Here is an 18,421-nt window from a genome sequence, read left to right as displayed (position 1 = left end):
ATGTGCGCCGCGTTGGGAAATGCGCACGACGGGCGTGCGGTCGATACGCCGGGCGAGGACGTCGAGCGGGCCGCGGATGGCCTCGGAGCGTTCGAACCAGGTGACGGCGCGCTGTTCGCGAAGGACCGACTCCGGCATGCCGGAGTCGGTGTCGAACCCTTCCCCCTTCCGTGCGCACCTCAGAAGGCGAGAGCGGTAAGTGTCGGCGAGGGCATAGGTGGTGAACCACTTCGCGAACTTCGTTCATACGCGGCCGATCTTGTTTCCAAGGGGCTGAGGAACTGTGACGTTCAGGGGATCCGATCCCGCACAGTCGCTCATCTGGAGAGGCGTGGTCGTACCAGTGTCGTTTTGCCTGGTCAGGGCTGGTATGGCAGTTGGCTGGTAGGGGTCCCCTCTCGAACGGGACGACGGCGGCCTCGGAAAGGGCGCGCGGCGGCCCGGATTGCATGACGGGCATACGATGTTGCTCATGACGCAAGAAGGCGGAGAGCTGGACAGCCTCGTACGCAAACGCATCCGTGCTCTGCGGGTGGCACAGGGCTGGTCGCTGGAGGAGCTGGCTACCCGCGCCCACCTCAGCCAGTCCTCGCTGAGCCGCATAGAGAACGGCCAGCGCCGCCTCGCACTGGATCAGTTGGTCACTCTCGCCCGCGCCCTGGACACCACGCTGGATCAGCTCGTGGAGACCGCCGCCGACGACGTGGTCACCAGCCCGACGATCGACAACGCCCGCCGCCAGATGCGCTGGACCGTCAAGGCGGATCCCGGGATGAGCGTGGTGCGCCAGCGCATGACCGAACCGCCACCCGAGAACCCGGCGCGCATGCGTGCCCACCCGGGGCGCGAATGGCTCGTCGTCCTGTCCGGCACCGCGATCCTCATGCTCGGCCACCGCCGCTTCCGCCTGGAGACCAACCAGGCCGCCGAGTTCCCCACGATGATGCCGCACGCGATCGGCGCCGGGGGCGGGCCCTGCGAGATCCTGGGCATCTTCGACCGCGACGCCCGCCGCGGGCACCAGCGCGACGGTGACGGCGGCGACGGCGGTGGGGGGTGACGGGGCTGGCGTCACCGGCGGCGACGAGGGCGACGCCGGTGACGCCGGTGGGCGGTGACGGCGGTGACGGCTGCGGTGGTGGCGGCGGCGCTCAGGGGACTCCCGCATGACGGCGCGGGCCGCGCGACGGTCTCCGCAGCGGTGGCCTCTTGCGCGTCGGGCAGCATCCCGGACCATCGCCTTGCGCAAACGGAAAGATGTCGTGCCTTAGGCGCATAGCCGCCCTACTGTCCAGAGCATGAACCAAGCACGCGTACATCACCCTGCTTCGCACGGTCACCACCACAAGCACGGAACCGACGGCCAGGCGGAGATCCTCGACCTGGACGCCGAGGTCCTCGCCGAGCACACAGCCTCCATCACCGCATGGCTGCCACGGCACACCGGCCCACATCGCATCGTGGATCTGGGCTGCGGCACGGGCGCGGGCACCTTCGCCCTCCTCGACCGCTTCCCCGACGCGCACGTCACCGCCGTCGACGCGTCCGCCGAACACCTTCAGCGCTTGCGCGCAAAGGCTTGCGCCCGCGGCGTCCAGGAGCGCGTGCACCCCGTGCAGGCCGACCTGGATGAAGCCGTCTGGCCCGACCTCGGCTCACCGGACCTGGTGTGGGCGTCGGCCTCGATGCACCACATGGCTCACCCTGACCGCGCACTGCGCGCCGTTCACGATGCGCTCGCGCCCGGTGGCCTGTTCGCCGTCGTCGAGCTGGCCGGCCACCCTCGCTTCCTGCCCGGCAACGCCCCCGAGGCCCGGCCGGGCCTGGAAGAGCGCGTCCACGCCGCGGCCGACCGCCTCCAAGCCGAGCACATGCCCCACCGCGGCGCCGACTGGGGCCCGATGCTGGCCGCCGCCGGCTTCACAGTCGAGGACGAACGCGCCATCGCCGTGAACATCGAAAGCTCCCGCAGCGAGGCGATCGGCCGCTACGCCCTCGGCATCCTGCAGCGCATCCGCGGCGTCATCGCCGAAAGGCTCTCCCCCGAGGACCTCACCGCGCTCGATCAGCTCATCGACACCAGCAGCCCGCACAGCATCCTGCGCCGCGACGACCTGATGCTACGCACCGAACGCACCGTCTGGGCCGCCCGCCGGACCTGACCCCGATCACGGTGTGCCGGTCGGGAGGCTGCCACCAGTCGCGAACGAGGGGGTGCCACGTCCGGCGGGTCCCGCTCGGCAGCGCGTCGAGCGACTGCGTGGCCGGCCCTCCGCTCCCGAACGTGTCCCCAGCCGCCAGGCCAGGCCACGGCTTCCGTGTTCGCGCCGCCGACCTGCCATCGACTATAATTTCGATGCACGTCGAATCATGGAGGGTTGGATGACCGCGGTCACGATTCAGTGCTGCGCGCCGATCGCGCGTGAACCGTTGCCGGAGCGCGAGGCGGCCGAGCTCGCGGTCATGCTCAAGGCGGTCGCCGACCCTGTACGACTGCGCCTGCTGTCCATGATCGGATCCCACGCCGGCGGCGAGGCCTGCGTGTGCGACCTCACCGACGCCTTCGACCTCACCGCCCCCACCATCAGCCACCACCTCAAGGTCCTCCGCACCGCGGGCCTCATCGACGGTGATCGCCGGGGCACCTGGGTCTACTACCGGATCATTCCCGAGGCGGTGAACAAGCTCGGTGCCCTGTTCGCTCCGCTGAGCGAACCCGCCACCGCATGACGGGCAATGAACCTCCAGCGTGGCCGTGCGGGTCCCGTCTCCTCTCCTGACGGGCGGACACCGACGCGGGTGTAGCTGCTGCCAGAGGGTCCAGCCGCGCTCGCGGGAGTGGCGCCCGCCACCGGTGCGGTGGTTCCGGGCGGCACCGGCCAAGGGGACCAACGGCCCAGCGACCAGGGACTTCGTCCCCATGTGCCGATCTCGCGGCTCGACCAGGATGGATGCCGGACATCAGTCGCAGGGAGGCGATGCACGATGGCTGGACGGATCGTGGCCGGGGTGGACGGGTCGGCGGCGGCGACCGCGGCCGTGGGGTGGGCCGTAGCCGATGCCCGGAGGCGCGGGCTCGCGCTGCGCCTCGTGCACGTGTGCGGCTGGGCGTCCCATACGGGCGGGGCCGACTACTGCGAGGAGGCGCTGAAGGCCGCAGCCGACACGGCGCGGCGTCTCGCGCCGGAACTGGACGTGAGCACCGACCTGTTCGCCGGTGAGATGATCGCGGGGCTCGTCGGGGAGTCCGCGACGGCCGACAGCGTCGTCGTGGGCAGCCGAGGACTGGGCGGGTTCGCCGGCCTGGTCCTCGGCTCGACGGGGCTGGCCCTCGCCGGCCATGCGGCCGGACCGGTGGTGGTCGTGCGGCAGGATGCCGAGGAGGGGCACGGCGAGATCGTCGTCGGCTACGACGGCTCGGAGCATTCGGACGCGGCCATGGACTATGCCGTCCAGCAGGCTCGCGCCCGAGGAGTCCAGCTGAAGGCGATATACGCCTGGCCACCGCCTGTCCTGGGCCCCTACGCGGCCGCGTACAGAATCCTCGACGACGACTTCGAGGAGGCGGCTCGCGCGGCGACGCAACAGGTGCTTCCCTGGCGCGAGAAGAATCCGGACGTACGGATCGTCGACGAGCAGGTGCGCGACCACCCCGCCGCCGCCCTCATCAAGGCCGCCGCCACAGCCGACCTGCTGGTCGTCGGCTCGCGCGGGCTGGGCGGCTTCGCCTCGGCGGTGCTGGGGTCGGTCAGCCACGCGGTCCTGCACCACGTCACCTGCCCGGTCGCCGTGGTGCGACCACGTCAGGCTCAGGGCTGAGCCCCCCGCAGCCGTCCGCGGGACGCGAGACGCGGGACGCGGGACGGCGGGACGCCGGACGCGGGTGCGAGCAGGTGAGTGGTTCGGCTCGGGGGAGGAGCTGGGGATGGCCGGATGGATCGTGGCCGGCGTGGACGGGTCCGCGCCGGCGACCGCGGCGGTCGCATGGGCCGCGGCCGACGCGCGACGGCGCGGGCTGGATCTTCGGCTCGTGCACGTGTGCGAGCAGTGGGCTCACGACGCGGGGGCGACGGGGTATTGCGCCGAGGCGCTGGCAGCGGCGGCCGGCCGAGCACGCGAGTCGGCGCCGGGCGTCCAGGTGAGCACCGAGATGCTGACGGGCCCGGTGATCGACGCTCTGGTGAAGGAGTCGGTGGCGGCCGACAGCGTGGTGCTGGGCAGCCGAGGGCTCGGCGGGTTCGCCGGGCTGGTCCTCGGTTCCGCCGGCCTGGCGGTGGCGGGGCACGCCGCCGGACCGGTCGTGATCGTACGGGGACCCGAAGCGGCGCGCCACGGCGAGGTCGTGGTCGGCCATGACGGGTCCGAGCACGCGCGGGCGGCCGTGGAGTACGCCATCGAGCAGGCTCGCGCCCGTGAGGCGCAGCTCCGTGTCGTGTACGCCTGGCAGACCCCGTTGCTCTCCTCCTACGCGGCCGCCTACGGCATGCTCGACGAGGATTTCCGGCGGGAAGCCCGCACGGCCGCCCAGCAGGTGGTCCCCTGGCGGGAGCGGAACCCCGACGTGCGGATCGTCGACGACCAGGTGTGCGCCCATCCGGTCGCGGCCCTCATGAAGGCCGCGACGACCGCTGACCTGGTCGTGGTGGGCTCGCGTGGGCTGGGCGGGTTCACGTCGGCGGTGCTGGGGTCGGTCAGCCACGGGGTGCTGCACCACGTGACCTGTCCGGTCGCCGTGGTGCGACCGCGCCGGGCGCGGAGCTGAGCGGTGGGACGGCGAACGCCCGGCGGGCGGCCCGCCGGGCGTCGGACTGCTCTCAACGTGCCTCTACGGGTCCGCCCAGTCGCGCGACGTCGTCGGCGGCGTCACCGATGAGCTTGTCGGCCAGGTCCATCAGGGCCCGGCCGGCGGCCAGCTCGTCGCCGATCTCCGGCACCGGGCGGTCGTGCGGGTTGCGCCGGGCGAGCCCCACGCTCTCGTGCCACTTGCTGCCCCGCGCGTACAGGACCGCGCGCGCCAGCGTGCGGTCGTCGCCGTCGTCCTCACTGATGAAGATCTGGACGGTCCATCTCTTGGCTTGCATGATTCCCCCTCGCGGTCACCTCTCTCCAGCATCCGCCCGGGCCGGCTCGCGGGGATGAGGCCAAAGTCCCGATCAGCACCGCCGATGGGCCCGCGCCGGGGCGCGACGTCGGACGGCCCGGTCGACGGCGGGGAGACCGCCTCGGGGTATGCCGGCGATCTCAGGGTAGAGGTCGAGGTGGGGGAGGCGATGGATGATGGCTGGACAGATCGTGGTCGGGGTGGACGGGTCAGCACCGGCGACCGCCGCCGTGGAGTGGGCCGCGGCCGACGCCGGCAGACGTCGGCTCGGCCTGCGACTGGTGCACGTGCGCGAACGATGGGCGCGCGATCTGGGAGAGCCGGATGCCGGGGTGTTGGAGGCCGCTGCCGACAGGGCGCGCGCTCTCGCGCCGGGCGTGGAGCTGAGCACCGAGATGCTGACGGGCCGGGTGGTCAACGCCCTCGTCGCCGCGTCGGCCGCGGCGGACAGCCTGGTGGTGGGGAGCCGAGGTCGGGGCGGGTTCGCCGAGATGGTCCTCGGTTCGACCGCTCTGGGCCTGGCCGGGCACGCCGCCGGACCGGTGGTGATCGTGCGGGAAGGGCCCGCGCCACGTCAAGGGGAGATCGTGGTCGGGGAGGACGGGTCGGAGCCGTCGAAGGCGGCCATGGACTACGCCATCGAGCAGGCTCGGGCCCGCGACGCGCGGATACGCGTCGTGTACGCCTGGCAGTTGCCGGTGCTGGCACCGTACGCCGCCGCCTACACCGCGCTGGACGAGAGCTACCAGGAGGAATCCCGTGCGGCGGCCGAGCGGGTGGTCGCCTGGCGGGAGAAGAACCCCGACGTGTCCATCGTCGACGACCAGGTGTGCGAGCACCCCGTCGCCGCGTTGATGAAGGCCTCGGCCACGGCAGACCTGGTGGTGGTGGGCTCACGTGGGCTCGGCGGGTTCGCCTCCGCCGTGCTGGGGTCGATCAGCCACGGCGTGCTGCACCACGTGACGTGCCCGGTCGCGGTGGTGCGGCCTCGATAGTCGTCGGTGCCCCGGGCCCGCGGTGACGGACGCGTCAGTGGGGGACGACGACGACGGGCGCCCGGGCGTGGTGGAGGACGGCGTGGACGGTGCCGCCCAGGCCGCCGAGCAGGGCACGTGCCGGGCCGTGCGAGGCTCCCACGACCACGAGGTCGGCTTCCGCCGACGCCTCGGCCAGTGCCTTGCCCGGGTGGGCGTGCACCACGTGCTGGACGAGTTCGACGTCGGGGAACTTCTCCCGCCATCCGGCGAGGACCTGCGCCAGCAGCAGAGCCTCGTCCTGACCCACGGCCTCGATGTCGTAGACCGGGGGATCCACCGTCCAGGGTGTCACGGTGCCGGGGTGCGTCCAGGCGTGCACGGCCCGCAGGACGGCACGGCGCAGCGCCGCCTCGTGGAAGGCGAAGTCCAGCAGGGATTCCTGACCGGGCCGCCCGGTCACCCCCACGACGATCACGCCGGAGTCGCGGGCAGGGGGCTGCCGGATGACGGCCACCGGGCACGGCGCCCTGGTGGCGACCTGGCGGCTCACCGAGCCGAGCAGCAGCTCGGCGAACCCGCCGCGTCCCCGGTTGCCGACCACGAGGAGCTGGGCACCTTCGGCGGCTCGTAGGAGGCCCTCCGCCGCGCCGATGGAGACGATCTCCGTGGTGACCGTCAGCCTCGGCCTGCCGGCCCGCGCGTGGATCGCCGCCTGCTGGAGCTGCTGGCCGGCGGCGGCCTCCGCCTCGATCTCCCAGCCGGCCGGTTCGGGCACGAGCAGGGCGTCGGGCGTCCATCGTTCTGTGGCGTGCACCAGGTGCAGCGGGGCGTCCCGGATCATGGCTTCCTGCCCGGCCCAGCTCACGGCCTGCAGCGAGGGCGCTGATCCGTCGAACCCGACGACGATCGGCTGAGTCATGGTCATCACCTCGTATGCTCCGGGTGGCGCCGTCACCGAGCAGTGCTCATGGCCCGCCCTGTCACGAGCGGGCCTGGGCGGCTGATCATTGCTGGGTCTCGACCTGGATTCGCCTGGCCTCGTGCTTCTCCTCCGGCAGCTTCACGCTGACCTCAAGGATCCCCTTGTCGTACACCGCTTTCACGTCCTGCTCGTCCGCGCCCGCCGGCAGCGCGATGGACCGGGTGAAGCTCCCGTACCGGAACTCCGTCCGGTGCTGTTCCTTCAGCTCCTCGCGCCGCTCGGCGTGCAGGGTGAGGACGCCGTTCCGCAGGGTGATCTCCACGTCCTTCTCCGGATCGATGCCCGGCAACTCGGCCCGTACGACGTAGCGGCCTTCCTTGACGTAGTCCTCGAACCTGATCGGCTGTTGCTGGGAGCGGATGACCGGCGGCCAGTCCAGCCAGTCGAACAGTTCAGGGAACAGACCCCGGTGCTCCCGGCGCGCTGGCGTGCTCATGTGCACCTCCGCGGATTCCTTCCGGTTGTTTCCTCCCTCCCATCCCAGCGCGTGGCCGTTCCATGGCGCAGGGGCGGAGGTCCTCCGGGCCCAGGGCCTTTGGACCCATGGCCGCGACGGCCGGCGATCACTTGTCCCCGCGCTCGGGCGCCGGGGGGGCCGCTTCACGGAAGTCCGGAGACCCCTCCTGTGGAGGGCCCGGTGTCGGGTTCAGCGCCTCCAGCGGCGTGTCGTCCCATACGGCTCGCTCGGCCTCGGCGGTGTCCTCCACCGCCTCGATCCGCGCCGGACTCTCCAGGAGGCCGAGCGTGTCCTGCTCCCCGCGGTCACGGATGACCCTGTTGATCTCTCCCGTCATCTCCTGCCGGGTGTAGTCGCCCTCCGGCAGCTCGTTGAGGTGCGCCAGCATGTCGGCGGTCAGGCGGATGCGCTCGGAGGCGCAGGAGTAGACGTCACGGACCGCGACCCGGTCACGATCGCGGAAGGCCTCGTCAAGCACCTGCCGCATCTCCTCCATCCAGACTTGATCGGCCATCTCGTCCCCCTCTGCTCGACACTTCAGCCGTACCCACATCAGGTCCTGCGGCACGCGCTGGAGTGGATGCCGCGCCGGCGATGCTGAAGGGGCGGCCATGTTCGAGGGCGTCCCGTATCCGCAGGTCGCGCGGCTCGGAGACGATACCCGACCCTTGACACACGAAATAAATATCGTGAATAGTAGAGCGTAGTTCGAGGGGGAGTACCCGACTCGTCACCGCACCGCCGTCAGTACGGGCCCGGCCCATCCGGGCCCCGGTGGAGCAGCCGCCCATCACGCAGGGGGCCCGGGGAGACCGTCGACCGCGAGGAGTGCCGCCGCGCGACGCGCGGCGGACCGGTCGAGGGGAGTCACCCGTTGTCTGTTGATTGGTGGGCCTGGGCCGCGGTGCTGCTGGCCGTCGCCGCGATGCTGGCCGTCGACCTGCTGCTGCACCGCGACAACCACGTCATCGGCTTTCGTGAGGCGGCCGTCTGGTCAGGCGTGTGGATCGCCGCCGGCCTGGCCTTCGGCGCGATCCTGTGGTGGTGGCAGGGCGGGCAGGTGGCCGGCACCTACTACGCCGGCTACCTGATCGAGAAGGCGCTGTCGGTCGACAACGTCTTCGTCTTCGCGCTGATCTTCACGACCTTCGCCGTCCCCGCCGAGCTCCAGCACAAGGTGCTGTTCTGGGGTGTCATCGGCGCGCTGGCCTTCCGGCTGGTGTTCATCTTCCTCGGCGTCGAACTGCTGGAGACCTTCTTCTGGACCGCCTACCTGTTCGGCGCGTTCCTCATCTACACCGGCTACAAGATGGCCTTCCGGCACGACCAGCAGTCGCCACCGGACCGCAACCCGGTGGTACGCCTGGTCCGCCGGGTGGTGCCCACCGATCCCCGCTACCACGGCGCCCGGTTCTTCGCCCGCGTCGATGGCAAGCGGGTGGCCACCCTGCTGCTGGTGGTGCTCATCGCGGTGGAGGCGACCGACCTGATCTTCGCCATCGACTCGGTCGCGGCGATCCTGGCGATCACCACCAGCACCTTCATCGTCTGGACCGCCAACGCCTTCGCCATCCTGGGGCTGCGCAGCCTGTACTTCTGCCTGGCCGGGCTGCTACGCCGGTTCGTGCACCTGCACTACGGCCTGGCCGTGCTGCTGGCCTTCGCCGGCGTCAAGCTCATCCTCTCCGAGACCCCGATGGGCAAGCTGCCCATCCCGATCACGCTCGGCGTCATCGTGGCCACCCTCGCCACCTCCATCGTGTGGAGCCTGCTGGCCACCCGCGCCACCGGCGTCAACGAACCGTCGTGAACGCCGCCACCCTGGTCACCGGCGCCGCGCGACGTTCTGTGGCCGACCTCGTGGTCCTGGGCCCCTTGGAGGCCATCCTCGGGACCTTCGGCCCTAGGGGGTCGTCTGTACGAATCGTCAGCATTCTGGTAAGCGAGATTTCAGCACGGGGGCTTTCATGGACATGGACCGACGAAGGCGAGGCGCTGACCTGGCGGGCAGGATCGAATCTTTGTCACAGGCATGCCGACCGCTGCGAGCGGTCACACAGGTGTCCGACGGCGTCACCACGGTGGGCATCAGAGGTGAGCTGGACCTGGCGACCGCGGAGCCGTTCTCCGCGCTGATGAACACCGTCCTGGCGGGCGCGGGGCCGCGCGTCACACTCGACGTGTCCGGCATCAGCTTCTGCGACATGTCCGGCCTGAGAGCGCTGCGCCGCTGTGGCGAGCTCGCCCGCGTCTCGGGAACGGAGCTCCTGCTCACCGGGGTGCCCGATCGGATGCGGCGGCTCTTCGCGATCAGCGGCCTCATGCCGGTGTTCGCACCCATCATGTCGAGGCGGGGCCGACCGCCCTGCCAGGGCCCGGCGCCGGCCCGCGTCCCGCGGCCACGGACGGGTTCGCCGGCGCCGATCGCGCGTCGCCTGTTCTGCTGGCAGTCACCGGGACTGCCCGGCGACGGCCAGAGGCGCGACCGGCGATCGTAGCCTACGCCGGACTCCACCGGCAGCCGTCGTGTTGCGGGCTGTCACCGCGGTGTTCTCGGCTCAGGGTGCTCGACGTGGGCGTCGGGGCCCGGGAAGACCAGGGTCTCGTGCTCGTCGTCGAGCCACCGGACCACGTAGGGCGGTGTGCCGTCGTCGTGCCGCAGAGCGACGATGACGCCCACCCGGCGTGCGTCGCCCTCGTGAGTGCTGTGCACGACCAATCGGTCACCGACTGCTGCCTTCATGGCTCCTCCTGCTGTTGTCAGGCTCGCCTGCGGGCCGGGCCCTCGTCGGGGCCCGACTCAGTTCAGTCTTCGTCCATCGGCCTCGCCTCACAAGGGGACTTGGTCCCTCGTCCGAGGGGACCTCTGGACCCTGGCTGAGGGCGTGCCAGGTTCGTTCCTTTCCTGGTCAGGTGACTTTCTGCCCTGGCGGTGGAAGGCGCGGCTTCGGATGATGGGCGCGAGGTGAGGAGCATGGCTGGTTCGCGAGGGGTCGTCGTCGGATACGACGGTTCTGATTTCTCCATGCAGGCGCTGGACTGGGCGCTCGACGAGTGCGAGCTGCGGAAGCTGCCGCTGACCGTCACGCACGCGTGGCGCTGGCCCTACGGCGAGGCCTCCGAGGAGGCCAGGCGGCACCTGCGCAAGGCCGCCGAGCACGTGCTCGAGCACGGCGCCGACTGCGCGCGCGCCTCCAGCACGGTCGCCGACGTGACCGCCGACCTGTACGAAGGTCCGGCCGCCGAGCGTCTCGTCGAGCTGTCGGCCGGTGCGGACCTGGTCGTGGTGGGCTGCCGGGGTCTGGGGGCGCTGGCCAGGTCCGTGGTCGGCTCCGTGACCGGCTACGTGGCCGCCCACGCGCAGGCTCCGGTGATCATCGTGCGGGGGCCCGGCCCGATCCCCGCGCCGCTCGAACCCGGCCCGGTGGTGCTCGGCCTGAGTCCGGCCACGCCGGACGAAGCGGTGGAGTTCGCCTTCGCCGAGGCCGCCCTGCGGCAACTGCAGCTGGTCGCCGTGCACGCCGTCCACCCGCCTGTCATGGCGTGGGGACTGGCCACGGGGCCGGTGCCCGACTACGCGGCCGTCACCCGTGCCGGCCGCGAGCAGATGGAGGAACGTCTGGCGCCATGGCTGGGCGCCTACCCGGACGTGCGCGTCGAGTCCCGCGCCGTCGTGGCGACGGCCAAGGAGGTGCTGCGCACCGCGTCGGACACGGCGAATCTTCTCGTCGTGGGCGCGGACCGCACCCGGCACCACGGCCGCCTCGGCTCGGTCGTCCGGGCGATGGCCGAGCACGCCTCCTGCCCCGTCGCCACCGTACCCGCCCGGCCGAACGGGTCGCAGGAGGTCGCCGGGCAGCGGAAGCCCTGACGTGGCGGGCGGCCGTCCCTCCGAGGTTCTGCCGGGCGGGGCCGGCCTCACCTCGGCGGAGGCGGCACGCCGGCTGGCCGCGGACGGCCCGAACCGGCTGCCCGCGGGTGAGCGGAGCCCGGTGCTGCTGTTGCTGCTCCGGGAGATGGTGCACTTCTTCGCGCTGCTGCTGTGGGCCGCGGCGGGGCTGGCACTGCTGGCCGGGATGTCGCAACTGTCCGTCGCGATCGTCGTGGTGGTGCTGTTCAACGGTGCTTTCGCCTTCGTGCAGGAGTACCGGGCGGACCAGGCGAGCAGGCGGCTGCGCGAGCTGATCCCCGCCGACGTCACGGTTCGCCGTGACGGCCGCCGCACGGTGGTGAGGGCCGCTGACCTGGTCAGGGGAGACGTGGTCCTGCTGGAAGCCGGCGACCGCATCAGCGCGGACCTGGAACTGGCCGAGGTCCACGCGCTGGCCGTCAACGAGTCCACGCTGACCGGGGAAAGCGTCCCGGTCCGGCACCGCGCGCGGGACACGGTCTTCGCCGGCACCTTCGTCGTCGAGGGGCAGGCGGAGGCCGTCGTGACGGCCACCGGTGACCGGACCAGGCTGGCCGCCATCGCCACGCTCACGCGCACCGCGACGCGCCCGCCCAGCCCGCTCGCCCGCCGGTTGAGCAAGGTCATCAAGGTCATCGCGGGTATGGCGCTCGGCGTGGGCACGGTGTTCTTCGCCGTCACCCAGGTGCTGGGCATGGCGCCCGCCGACGGCTTCCTGCTCGCGCTGGGTGTCACCGTCGCTCTGGTGCCGGAGGGGCTGCTGCCCACGGTCACCCTGTCGCTGGCCCGGGCCGCCCGGCTGATGGCGGGCCGCAAGGCGCTGGTGCGTCACCTCGAAGCGGTGGAGACCCTGGGTTCGGCCACGTTCATCTGCACCGACAAGACGGGCACCCTCACCCGTAACGAGATGACGGTCGTGGAGATCTGGACCCCGGCAGGCCCCCTCGACCTCGGCTCTCCCGCCTGCGCCGCGGAGATCATGCGATCGGCGGTCCTGTGCTCGACCGGGAGGCTGGTCCACGCGGACGGCGGACACCGGGGCGTCGGCGATCCGATGGAGGTCGCGCTGCACGCGCTGGCCCTGCGTGCCGGGGCCGGCGAGGACGCGGCGGTCACCCGGCGCCACCCGTTCGACCCCGTCCGCCGCCGTTCCTCGGCGGTGGCCGGCGGCCGGCTGCACCTCAAGGGAGCTCCGGACGCGGTCCTGCCGCTGTGTGCGCCGGCTGCGGGCGCGAGCCGTGCCCTGGCGGACATGAGCGAGCGCGGCCTGCGCGTGCTGGCCGTCGCCCGCCGTGACGATCCCGGCGAGGGCGCGGCGGAGGAGACCGAACGCGGCCTCACCCTGCTCGGGCTGGTCGGCCTGGAGGATCCACCCCGTGCGGACGTCGCCGAGGCGATCGCCACCTGCCGGCGGGCGGGGATCAAGCTCGCCATGATCACCGGCGACCATCCCGGCACCGCCCGCGCGATCGCCGCGCAGGTGGGCCTGCTGGGCCCCGACCCGCTCGTGCTCACCGGCCGCGAACTCCCCGGCGACGACGCGTCCCTCGGCGAGCTGCTCGACCGCGACGGGGCCGTGATCGCCCGGGTGACCCCCGAGGACAAGCTCCGGATCGCCCGCGCGCTGCGCTCGCGCGGTCACGTGGTCGCGATGACCGGGGACGGCGTCAACGACGGCCCGGCGCTGCGCGAGGCCGACATCGGCATCGCGATGGGCGCCTCCGGCACCGACGTCGCGCGGGAGGCGGCCGACCTGGTGCTGCTCGACGACCATTTCGCCACCATCGTCACCGCCGTCGAGCTGGGCCGGGCCACCTACGCCAACATCCGCCGCTTCCTCACCTACCACCTGACCGACAACGTGGCCGAACTCACCCCGTTCCTGGTCTGGGCGCTCAGCGGCGGCACCGTCCCGCTGGCCCTGAGCGTGCTCCAGGTGCTCGCCCTCGACATCGGCACCGACCTGCTGCCCGCCCTCGCCCTCGGCGCCGAACCCGCCAACCCCCGCACCATGCGGGGCCCGGCACGCACCGGGGCGCTGCTCGACCGGCGGCTGCTCCGCCGCGTCTTCGTCGTGCTCGGCCCCGCCGAGGCCGCAGCGGAGATGGCCGCCTTCGCCGTCGTGCTGCTGCTGGGTGGCTGGGCGCTGGGCGCCACGCCGTCCCCGGCGCTGCTGGGCGCCGCCTCGGGGACGGCATTCACCGCTGTGGTGCTCGGGCAGCTCGCCAACGCCTTCGCCTGCCGCAGCGAGACCCGCTGGGCCGGACGGCTTCCGTTCGCCGGCAATCGGCTCCTGCTGTGGGCGGTGGCGACCGAAACGGTGATGCTCATGGTGTTCCTCGGCTTCCCGCCGATCGCCGCTCTCCTGGGCGGGTCCTTCCCCCCACCCGTGGGGTGGGCGCTGGCCGCCCTGGCGGTCCCGGCGGTCGTCGGGGCGGACGCCGTGCACAAGGCGCTGCGCGCCCGCTTGTCCGCACCCCACCCGGACAAGGGCATTTGACCGAATACTTCCACTTCGTTGCGCCGGGGATCCGCGGCGCAACGCCGGCAGCGGGAAGGTATGCGACCGTGGATCCAGCCAACCGTTTCGACGCGTTCCGCGCGCTGGCCGACCGTCGGGGACGTCCCGGGATCGATCTCATCGAGTCTCTCGCCGCGGCGGCTGAGGGCTCGACCAGTGGTCCCGAGGCGTGGGCGCCAGGCGTCGCCGTACGGTGGGGCCTGCCGGCCGCCGCCGGGCTCGGACCGGCCACCTTCTTCGCGGACCTGGCCACCGGGCGGGGCCGCCGCCAGGTGCGGGTGTGCACGGCGGCCGCGTGCTTCGCCGCCGGCCTGGGCCGGCACCTGCCGGAGGTGGAGGAGGCGCTCGGCGTCGCGGCGGGCGCGAGCAGCCCGGACGGGGCCGTGTCCCTGCGGGCGGTGCGCTGCCTCGGCTACTGCTACGCCGGTCCGGCCTGTCTCGACGGCGACACGCCGTGCGTGGGCCCCGACCTCGCCGACCAGCTGATCGGCCGCGCCGATCCCCGCGACCCGCCGATCACGGCGAGCGACGCCACCGGCGATCCGGTGGTGCTGGCCGGGATCATCGGTGCGGAAGCCCCTTGGCAGGTGTGGCCCCGCACCGTGGCGGCGGGCACACCGGATCAGGTCAGCGCCGAGGTCGCCCTCTCGGGGCTGCGGGGACGCGGAGGCGCCGGGTTCCCGGTGGCCGCCAAGTGGGCCGCGGCGGGCCGAGCTCCGGACACCGTGGTGATCGCCAACGGTGACGAGGGCGATCCCGGCTCCTACGCCGATCGGCTGCTCATGGAGCGGGATCCGGGACGCGTCCTCGAAGGGCTGGCGCTGGCCTGCTTCGCCTGCGGGGCGCGCAGGGCCGTGGTGCTGGTGCGTTCGGAGTACCCGCGGGCGCTCGCGTCGATGCTGGTGGCGCTCCGGCAGGCGTACGCCGACGGACAGCTGGGCCGGAAGGTGCACGGCAGTGAGGTGGACCTGGACATCCAGGTCGTCAGGGGCGCCGGCTCGTACGTCGCGGGAGAGGAGACGGCGCTCATCGCCTCGCTGGAAGGCGGGCGGGGATGCGCGCGGCCTCGCCCGCCATACCCGACCAGGCGAGGGCTGTGGGACGCGCCCACCGTGGTGAACAACGTCGAGACGCTGGCGGCGGTGCCGTGGATCGTCCGCCACGGCGGGCACGCCTATGCCCGCCGGGGCTTCCGCGGCGAGACGGGGACGAAGATCGTCTGCCTTTCGGAGCGGTTCGACCGGCCCGGATGTCACGAGGTCGAGCTGGGTACCCCGGTGTCGCGGATCGTCTCCGAGCTGGGCGGCGGGCTGCGGCGCGATTCGCGGCTCCAGGTGCTCCAGGTGGGCGGGCCGCTCGGCGGGTTCCTGGGAGCCGATGATCTCGACGTCCCGTTGGCGGAGTCCACGCTGGCCGAGCACGGAGCGGCCCTGGGCCACGCCGGGCTCGTCGCCTTCGACCAGCGCGTGGAGCCCGAGGCGATCCTGCGACACGTGTGGCGGTTCGCCGCGGAGGAGAGCTGCGGAGCCTGTTCCCCGTGCCGGGTCGGCTCCCGCCGCGGGCTGGAGCTCGTCCAAGCAGGCACGAGCGCGCCACGGGCCGAGGAGTACGGCCGGCTGCTGCGGCTGATGGGCGAGGCGAGCCTGTGCGCGTTCGGGCGGCGGGTGCCGGCCGCGGTCCGCAGCCTGGTGCGCGCGTGTGGAGGTCGCCTCGCGGGGTGGGACCTGTGACCCGCGCGCCGGCTCAGGACAGCGCGGGGGCTGCTGGAGCGGGTGAGGTCCGGCTCCAGATCGACGGCGTCACCGTCCAGGTGGCGGACGGCGCCGCGCTGCTCGCCGCCGTACGGGCCGCGGGCGTCGAGATTCCCGCGCTCTGCCATGACGACCGGTTCCCCTCGGCGGGCTCCTGCCGTACCTGCCTGGTCAGGACGGACGGGCAGGTCACCGCCGCGTGCGTCACTCCGGCCGGCGACGGCGCGCGGGTCGAGGCCGACACCGGCGAACTGCGGCGACTGCGCCGCGACGCGGTCGAGGTCATCGTCTCCGCCCTCCCGCCTCGCGCGCTCGACGGGGGCGCGGACGGCAGCGAGCTGGCCCGGACCTGCCACGAGCTGGGCATCACCGCTGAGGCCGCCCACGGGCTCGGCGGCCGGGGCCGCGACGACAGCCACCCGTACGTCCGCCTGGACCGCGACCTGTGCATCGCCTGCGGCCGGTGCGTGCGCATGTGCGCCGACGTGCAGGGGACCTTCGCCCTCACCCTGGCGGGAAGGGGCGCGGACACCGTCGTCGCGCCGGGCACCGGCGGAGTGTGGGCCGAGTCCGACTGCGTGGCGTGCGGCGGGTGCGTCGACACCTGCCCCACCGGGGCGCTGTCCGAGCCCGGACTGCCGTACGGCGCCCGCCCGGCCACGCCGACCCGTACCCGGACCACGTGCGGGTACTGCGGAGTCGGCTGCGCGCTCGACGTGCTCACCCGGGAGGACGAGGTCGTGGCGGTCCTGCCCGCGCATGACGGGCCGGTCAACCGGGGACATGCCTGCGTCAAGGGACGCTTCGCCCACGGCTTCCGCACCTCACCCGAACGGCTCACCGCGCCGCTGCTGCGCCGCGACGGCCGGTTGGAGCCCGTGACCTGGGACGAAGCGCTCGACCACGTCGCCGTCGGACTCCGCGCGGCCGTCGCCCTCGGTGGCCCCGACGCGGTGGCCGCGATCTCCTCGGCCCGCGCCACCAACGAGGAGAACTACCTGATCCAGAAGTTCATGCGGACCGTGATCGGCACCAACAACGTCGACAACTGCTCCCGGCTGTGCCACGCGCCGTCCGCCGCCGGGCTCACCGCCGCGTTCGGCCTGTCCGGGGGCACCGACTCGTTGGACGACGTCGAGCAGGCGGACTGCCTGCTGGTGGTGGGGGCCAACCCGATGGAGGCGCACCCCGTGGTCGGAGCCCGCCTGCTCCAGCGGGTCCTGCGCGGAACGCGGCTCGTGGTCGCGGACCCGCGCGCCGTGGGCCTGGCCCACCACGCCGACGTGCACCTGCGCCCCAGGCCCGGCACCAACGTGGCCCTCTTCCACGGCCTGGCGCACGTGCTGCTCGACGAAGGCATGGCCGACGAGGAGTTCCTGCGCCACCGCGCCACCGGCCTGCCGGAGCTCGCCGAGGCGCTCACCGCCTACCCGCCGGAGGCGGTGGCGGCCATCACCGGCGTTCCGGCCGCGGACCTGGTGGCCGCCGCCCGGCTGTACGGGCAGGCCGAACGGCCCGCGATCGTCTACGGGCTCGGCGTGACCGAGCACCTGCACGGCACCGACGGGGTGCGCGCCCTCGCCAACCTGGCGATCCTGCGCGGCGCGGTCGGCACCGGCCGCGGCTTCGGCGTCAACCCGCTACGCGGCCAGAACAACGTCCAGGGCGCCTCGGACATGGGCGCCCTCCCCGACCTGCTGCCCGGCTACCAGAAGGTCGCCGACCCCGCTGCCCGGGAGCGGGCCGCCCGGCTCTGGGGCGGCGAGGTCCCCGCCCGGCCGGGGCTGCGCATCCCGCAGATGTTCGCCGCCGCCCGAGCCGGCGACCTCGGGGCACTGTGGATCATCGGTGAGGACGTGTGCGCGACCGACCCCGACGCCAACCGCGTCGCGGAGGTGCTGGAGAGGTGCCCGCTCGTCGTCTGCAACGAACTGTTCCTGTCCGAGACCGCCCGCCGGGCCGACGTCGTCCTGCCGGCGGCCTCGTGGCTGGAGAAGGAAGGCACGTTCGTCAACTTCGACCGCCGCTTCCAGCGGGTACGGCGAGCCCTCAGCCCTCCGGGCCGGGCGCGGAGCGACTTCGCGATCGTCCACGCGCTCGCCTCGGCCCTCGGCGCCACCCTCGGCTGCCCGACCCCCGCCGCGGCGCTTGACGAGTGCGCCCGCCTCGTCCCGCACTACGCCGGTCTCTCCCACGAACGGCTGGACCGGGAGGGCGCCGTCTGCTGGCCCGCGCCCCACCCCGACAGGCCAGGGGAGGCCCGGCTCTACCGTGATCGGTTCGCCACGCCCGACGGTCTGGCCCACCTGGCGGCCTGCCCGTACCTGCCCCCGGGAGAGGAACCCGACGACCGCTACCCGCTCATCCTGGTCACCGGGCGGCGCTGGGCGCACTACAACTCGGGCAGTATGACCCGGCGCGGCGGCAACCTACGACTCGACGCCACCGACCGGCTCGACCTGCACCCTGACGACGTCACCCGGCACGGCCTGCGCGACGGCGACCGCGTCACGGTGGAGAGCCGCCACGGCCGGGCCCGGCTCGTGGTTCACACCACTCCGGACGTCGCGCCGGGGCAGGCGTTCTGCGCGTTCCACTTCCCCTCCAGCGGGGTCAACACGCTGATCTCCGGTCGCGGCGACACCGTCACCTCCTGCCCGGAGTACAAGGTCACCGCGGTGCGGCTGTCTCCGGCGTGACCGAGGCCGGGCGGGTCACCAGG

17 protein-coding genes are annotated in these 18,421 nt (G+C 72.9%); 12 read left to right on the top strand and 5 right to left on the bottom strand.

Annotated features, from left to right (window positions below):
- The first annotated feature begins 472 nt into the window (after nt 1–472).
- The 5 genes from ACGF0J_RS28090 to ACGF0J_RS28070 all read left to right on the top strand — a co-directional run bounded on the left by ACGF0J_RS28090 (nt 473) and on the right by ACGF0J_RS28070 (nt 4,762).
- Entirely contained in the window at nt 473–1,060 is a 588-nt protein-coding gene (locus ACGF0J_RS28090; RefSeq protein WP_393150354.1) for a helix-turn-helix domain-containing protein, read from the top strand.
- 238 nt (nt 1,061–1,298) lie between these two features.
- The gene (locus ACGF0J_RS28085; protein ID WP_393150352.1) at nt 1,299–2,162 is read left to right on the top strand and encodes a class I SAM-dependent methyltransferase; all 864 of its coding nucleotides are present in this window, start codon (nt 1,299–1,301) and stop codon (nt 2,160–2,162) included.
- Between the two features lie 220 nt (nt 2,163–2,382).
- A complete protein-coding gene (locus ACGF0J_RS28080) occupies nt 2,383–2,730 on the top strand; it encodes a metalloregulator ArsR/SmtB family transcription factor (RefSeq protein WP_393150350.1) in 348 nt (115 codons plus the stop codon).
- Nucleotides 2,731–2,985: 255 nt separating this feature from the next.
- A complete protein-coding gene (locus tag ACGF0J_RS28075) occupies nt 2,986–3,819 on the top strand; it encodes a universal stress protein (protein WP_393150348.1) in 834 nt (277 codons plus the stop codon).
- Between the two features lie 106 nt (nt 3,820–3,925).
- Nucleotides 3,926–4,762 carry a universal stress protein gene (locus ACGF0J_RS28070; protein WP_393150346.1) on the top strand — a complete coding sequence of 279 codons (837 nt, stop codon included), beginning with the start codon at nt 3,926–3,928 and terminating at the stop codon, nt 4,760–4,762.
- A gap of 52 nt (nt 4,763–4,814) precedes the next feature.
- On the opposite strand, the gene ACGF0J_RS28065 is transcribed toward ACGF0J_RS28070, so the two are convergent.
- Nucleotides 4,815–5,081, bottom strand: coding sequence for a DUF1876 domain-containing protein (locus tag ACGF0J_RS28065; RefSeq protein ID WP_393150344.1), 267 nt, complete (start codon nt 5,079–5,081; stop codon nt 4,815–4,817).
- A 193-nt stretch (nt 5,082–5,274) separates the two neighbouring features.
- On the opposite strand from ACGF0J_RS28065, the gene ACGF0J_RS28060 reads away from it, so the two are divergent.
- The gene (locus tag ACGF0J_RS28060) at nt 5,275–6,096 is read left to right on the top strand and encodes a universal stress protein (RefSeq protein ID WP_393150342.1); all 822 of its coding nucleotides are present in this window, start codon (nt 5,275–5,277) and stop codon (nt 6,094–6,096) included.
- A 34-nt stretch (nt 6,097–6,130) separates the two neighbouring features.
- On the opposite strand, the gene ACGF0J_RS28055 is transcribed toward ACGF0J_RS28060, so the two are convergent.
- The 3 genes from ACGF0J_RS28055 to ACGF0J_RS28045 all read right to left on the bottom strand — a co-directional run bounded on the left by ACGF0J_RS28055 (nt 6,131) and on the right by ACGF0J_RS28045 (nt 8,031).
- Nucleotides 6,131–6,997: a universal stress protein gene (locus tag ACGF0J_RS28055; RefSeq protein WP_393150340.1), complete on the bottom strand. Its 867-nt coding sequence runs from the start codon at nt 6,995–6,997 to the stop codon at nt 6,131–6,133.
- 85 nt (nt 6,998–7,082) lie between these two features.
- A complete protein-coding gene (locus ACGF0J_RS28050; protein ID WP_393150338.1) occupies nt 7,083–7,496 on the bottom strand; it encodes an Hsp20/alpha crystallin family protein in 414 nt (137 codons plus the stop codon).
- Between the two features lie 127 nt (nt 7,497–7,623).
- Nucleotides 7,624–8,031: a hypothetical protein gene (locus ACGF0J_RS28045; RefSeq protein ID WP_393150336.1), complete on the bottom strand. Its 408-nt coding sequence runs from the start codon at nt 8,029–8,031 to the stop codon at nt 7,624–7,626.
- A gap of 360 nt (nt 8,032–8,391) precedes the next feature.
- Here ACGF0J_RS28045 and ACGF0J_RS28040 point away from each other — a divergent pair, with 360 nt between their 5' ends.
- On the top strand, nt 8,392–9,327 hold the full coding sequence (locus ACGF0J_RS28040) for a TerC family protein (protein ID WP_393150334.1): 936 nt from the start codon (nt 8,392–8,394) through the stop codon (nt 9,325–9,327).
- A gap of 157 nt (nt 9,328–9,484) precedes the next feature.
- On the top strand, nt 9,485–10,015 hold the full coding sequence (locus ACGF0J_RS28035) for an STAS domain-containing protein (protein ID WP_393150332.1): 531 nt from the start codon (nt 9,485–9,487) through the stop codon (nt 10,013–10,015).
- Between the two features lie 41 nt (nt 10,016–10,056).
- Here the strand turns inward: ACGF0J_RS28035 and ACGF0J_RS28030 are convergent, their stop codons facing one another.
- On the bottom strand, nt 10,057–10,260 hold the full coding sequence (locus ACGF0J_RS28030; RefSeq protein ID WP_393150330.1) for a DUF1918 domain-containing protein: 204 nt from the start codon (nt 10,258–10,260) through the stop codon (nt 10,057–10,059).
- A gap of 231 nt (nt 10,261–10,491) precedes the next feature.
- On the opposite strand from ACGF0J_RS28030, the gene ACGF0J_RS28025 reads away from it, so the two are divergent.
- The 4 genes from ACGF0J_RS28025 to fdhF all read left to right on the top strand — a co-directional run bounded on the left by ACGF0J_RS28025 (nt 10,492) and on the right by fdhF (nt 18,398).
- Nucleotides 10,492–11,388 (top strand): universal stress protein, encoded by an 897-nt coding sequence (locus ACGF0J_RS28025; protein ID WP_393150328.1) that lies wholly within the window; start codon nt 10,492–10,494, stop codon nt 11,386–11,388.
- Nucleotide 11,389: 1 nt separating this feature from the next.
- Entirely contained in the window at nt 11,390–13,927 is a 2,538-nt protein-coding gene (locus ACGF0J_RS28020; RefSeq protein WP_393150326.1) for a cation-translocating P-type ATPase, read from the top strand.
- A gap of 68 nt (nt 13,928–13,995) precedes the next feature.
- Nucleotides 13,996–15,678, top strand: coding sequence for an NADH-ubiquinone oxidoreductase-F iron-sulfur binding region domain-containing protein (locus ACGF0J_RS28015; protein ID WP_393150324.1), 1,683 nt, complete (start codon nt 13,996–13,998; stop codon nt 15,676–15,678).
- Complete coding sequence (gene fdhF / locus ACGF0J_RS28010; protein WP_393150322.1) at nt 15,675–18,398, top strand: formate dehydrogenase subunit alpha; 2,724 nt, start codon at nt 15,675–15,677, stop codon at nt 18,396–18,398. The genes ACGF0J_RS28015 and fdhF overlap by 4 nt, the downstream gene beginning before the upstream one ends.
- The last annotated feature ends 23 nt before the right edge of the window (nt 18,399–18,421 follow it).

Origin of the sequence: Nonomuraea sp. NPDC047897 (genome assembly GCF_043204415.1) — a bacterium.
Taxonomy (GTDB): domain Bacteria; phylum Actinomycetota; class Actinomycetes; order Streptosporangiales; family Streptosporangiaceae; genus Nonomuraea.
This window is presented reverse-complemented; position numbering and strand designations above follow the sequence as displayed.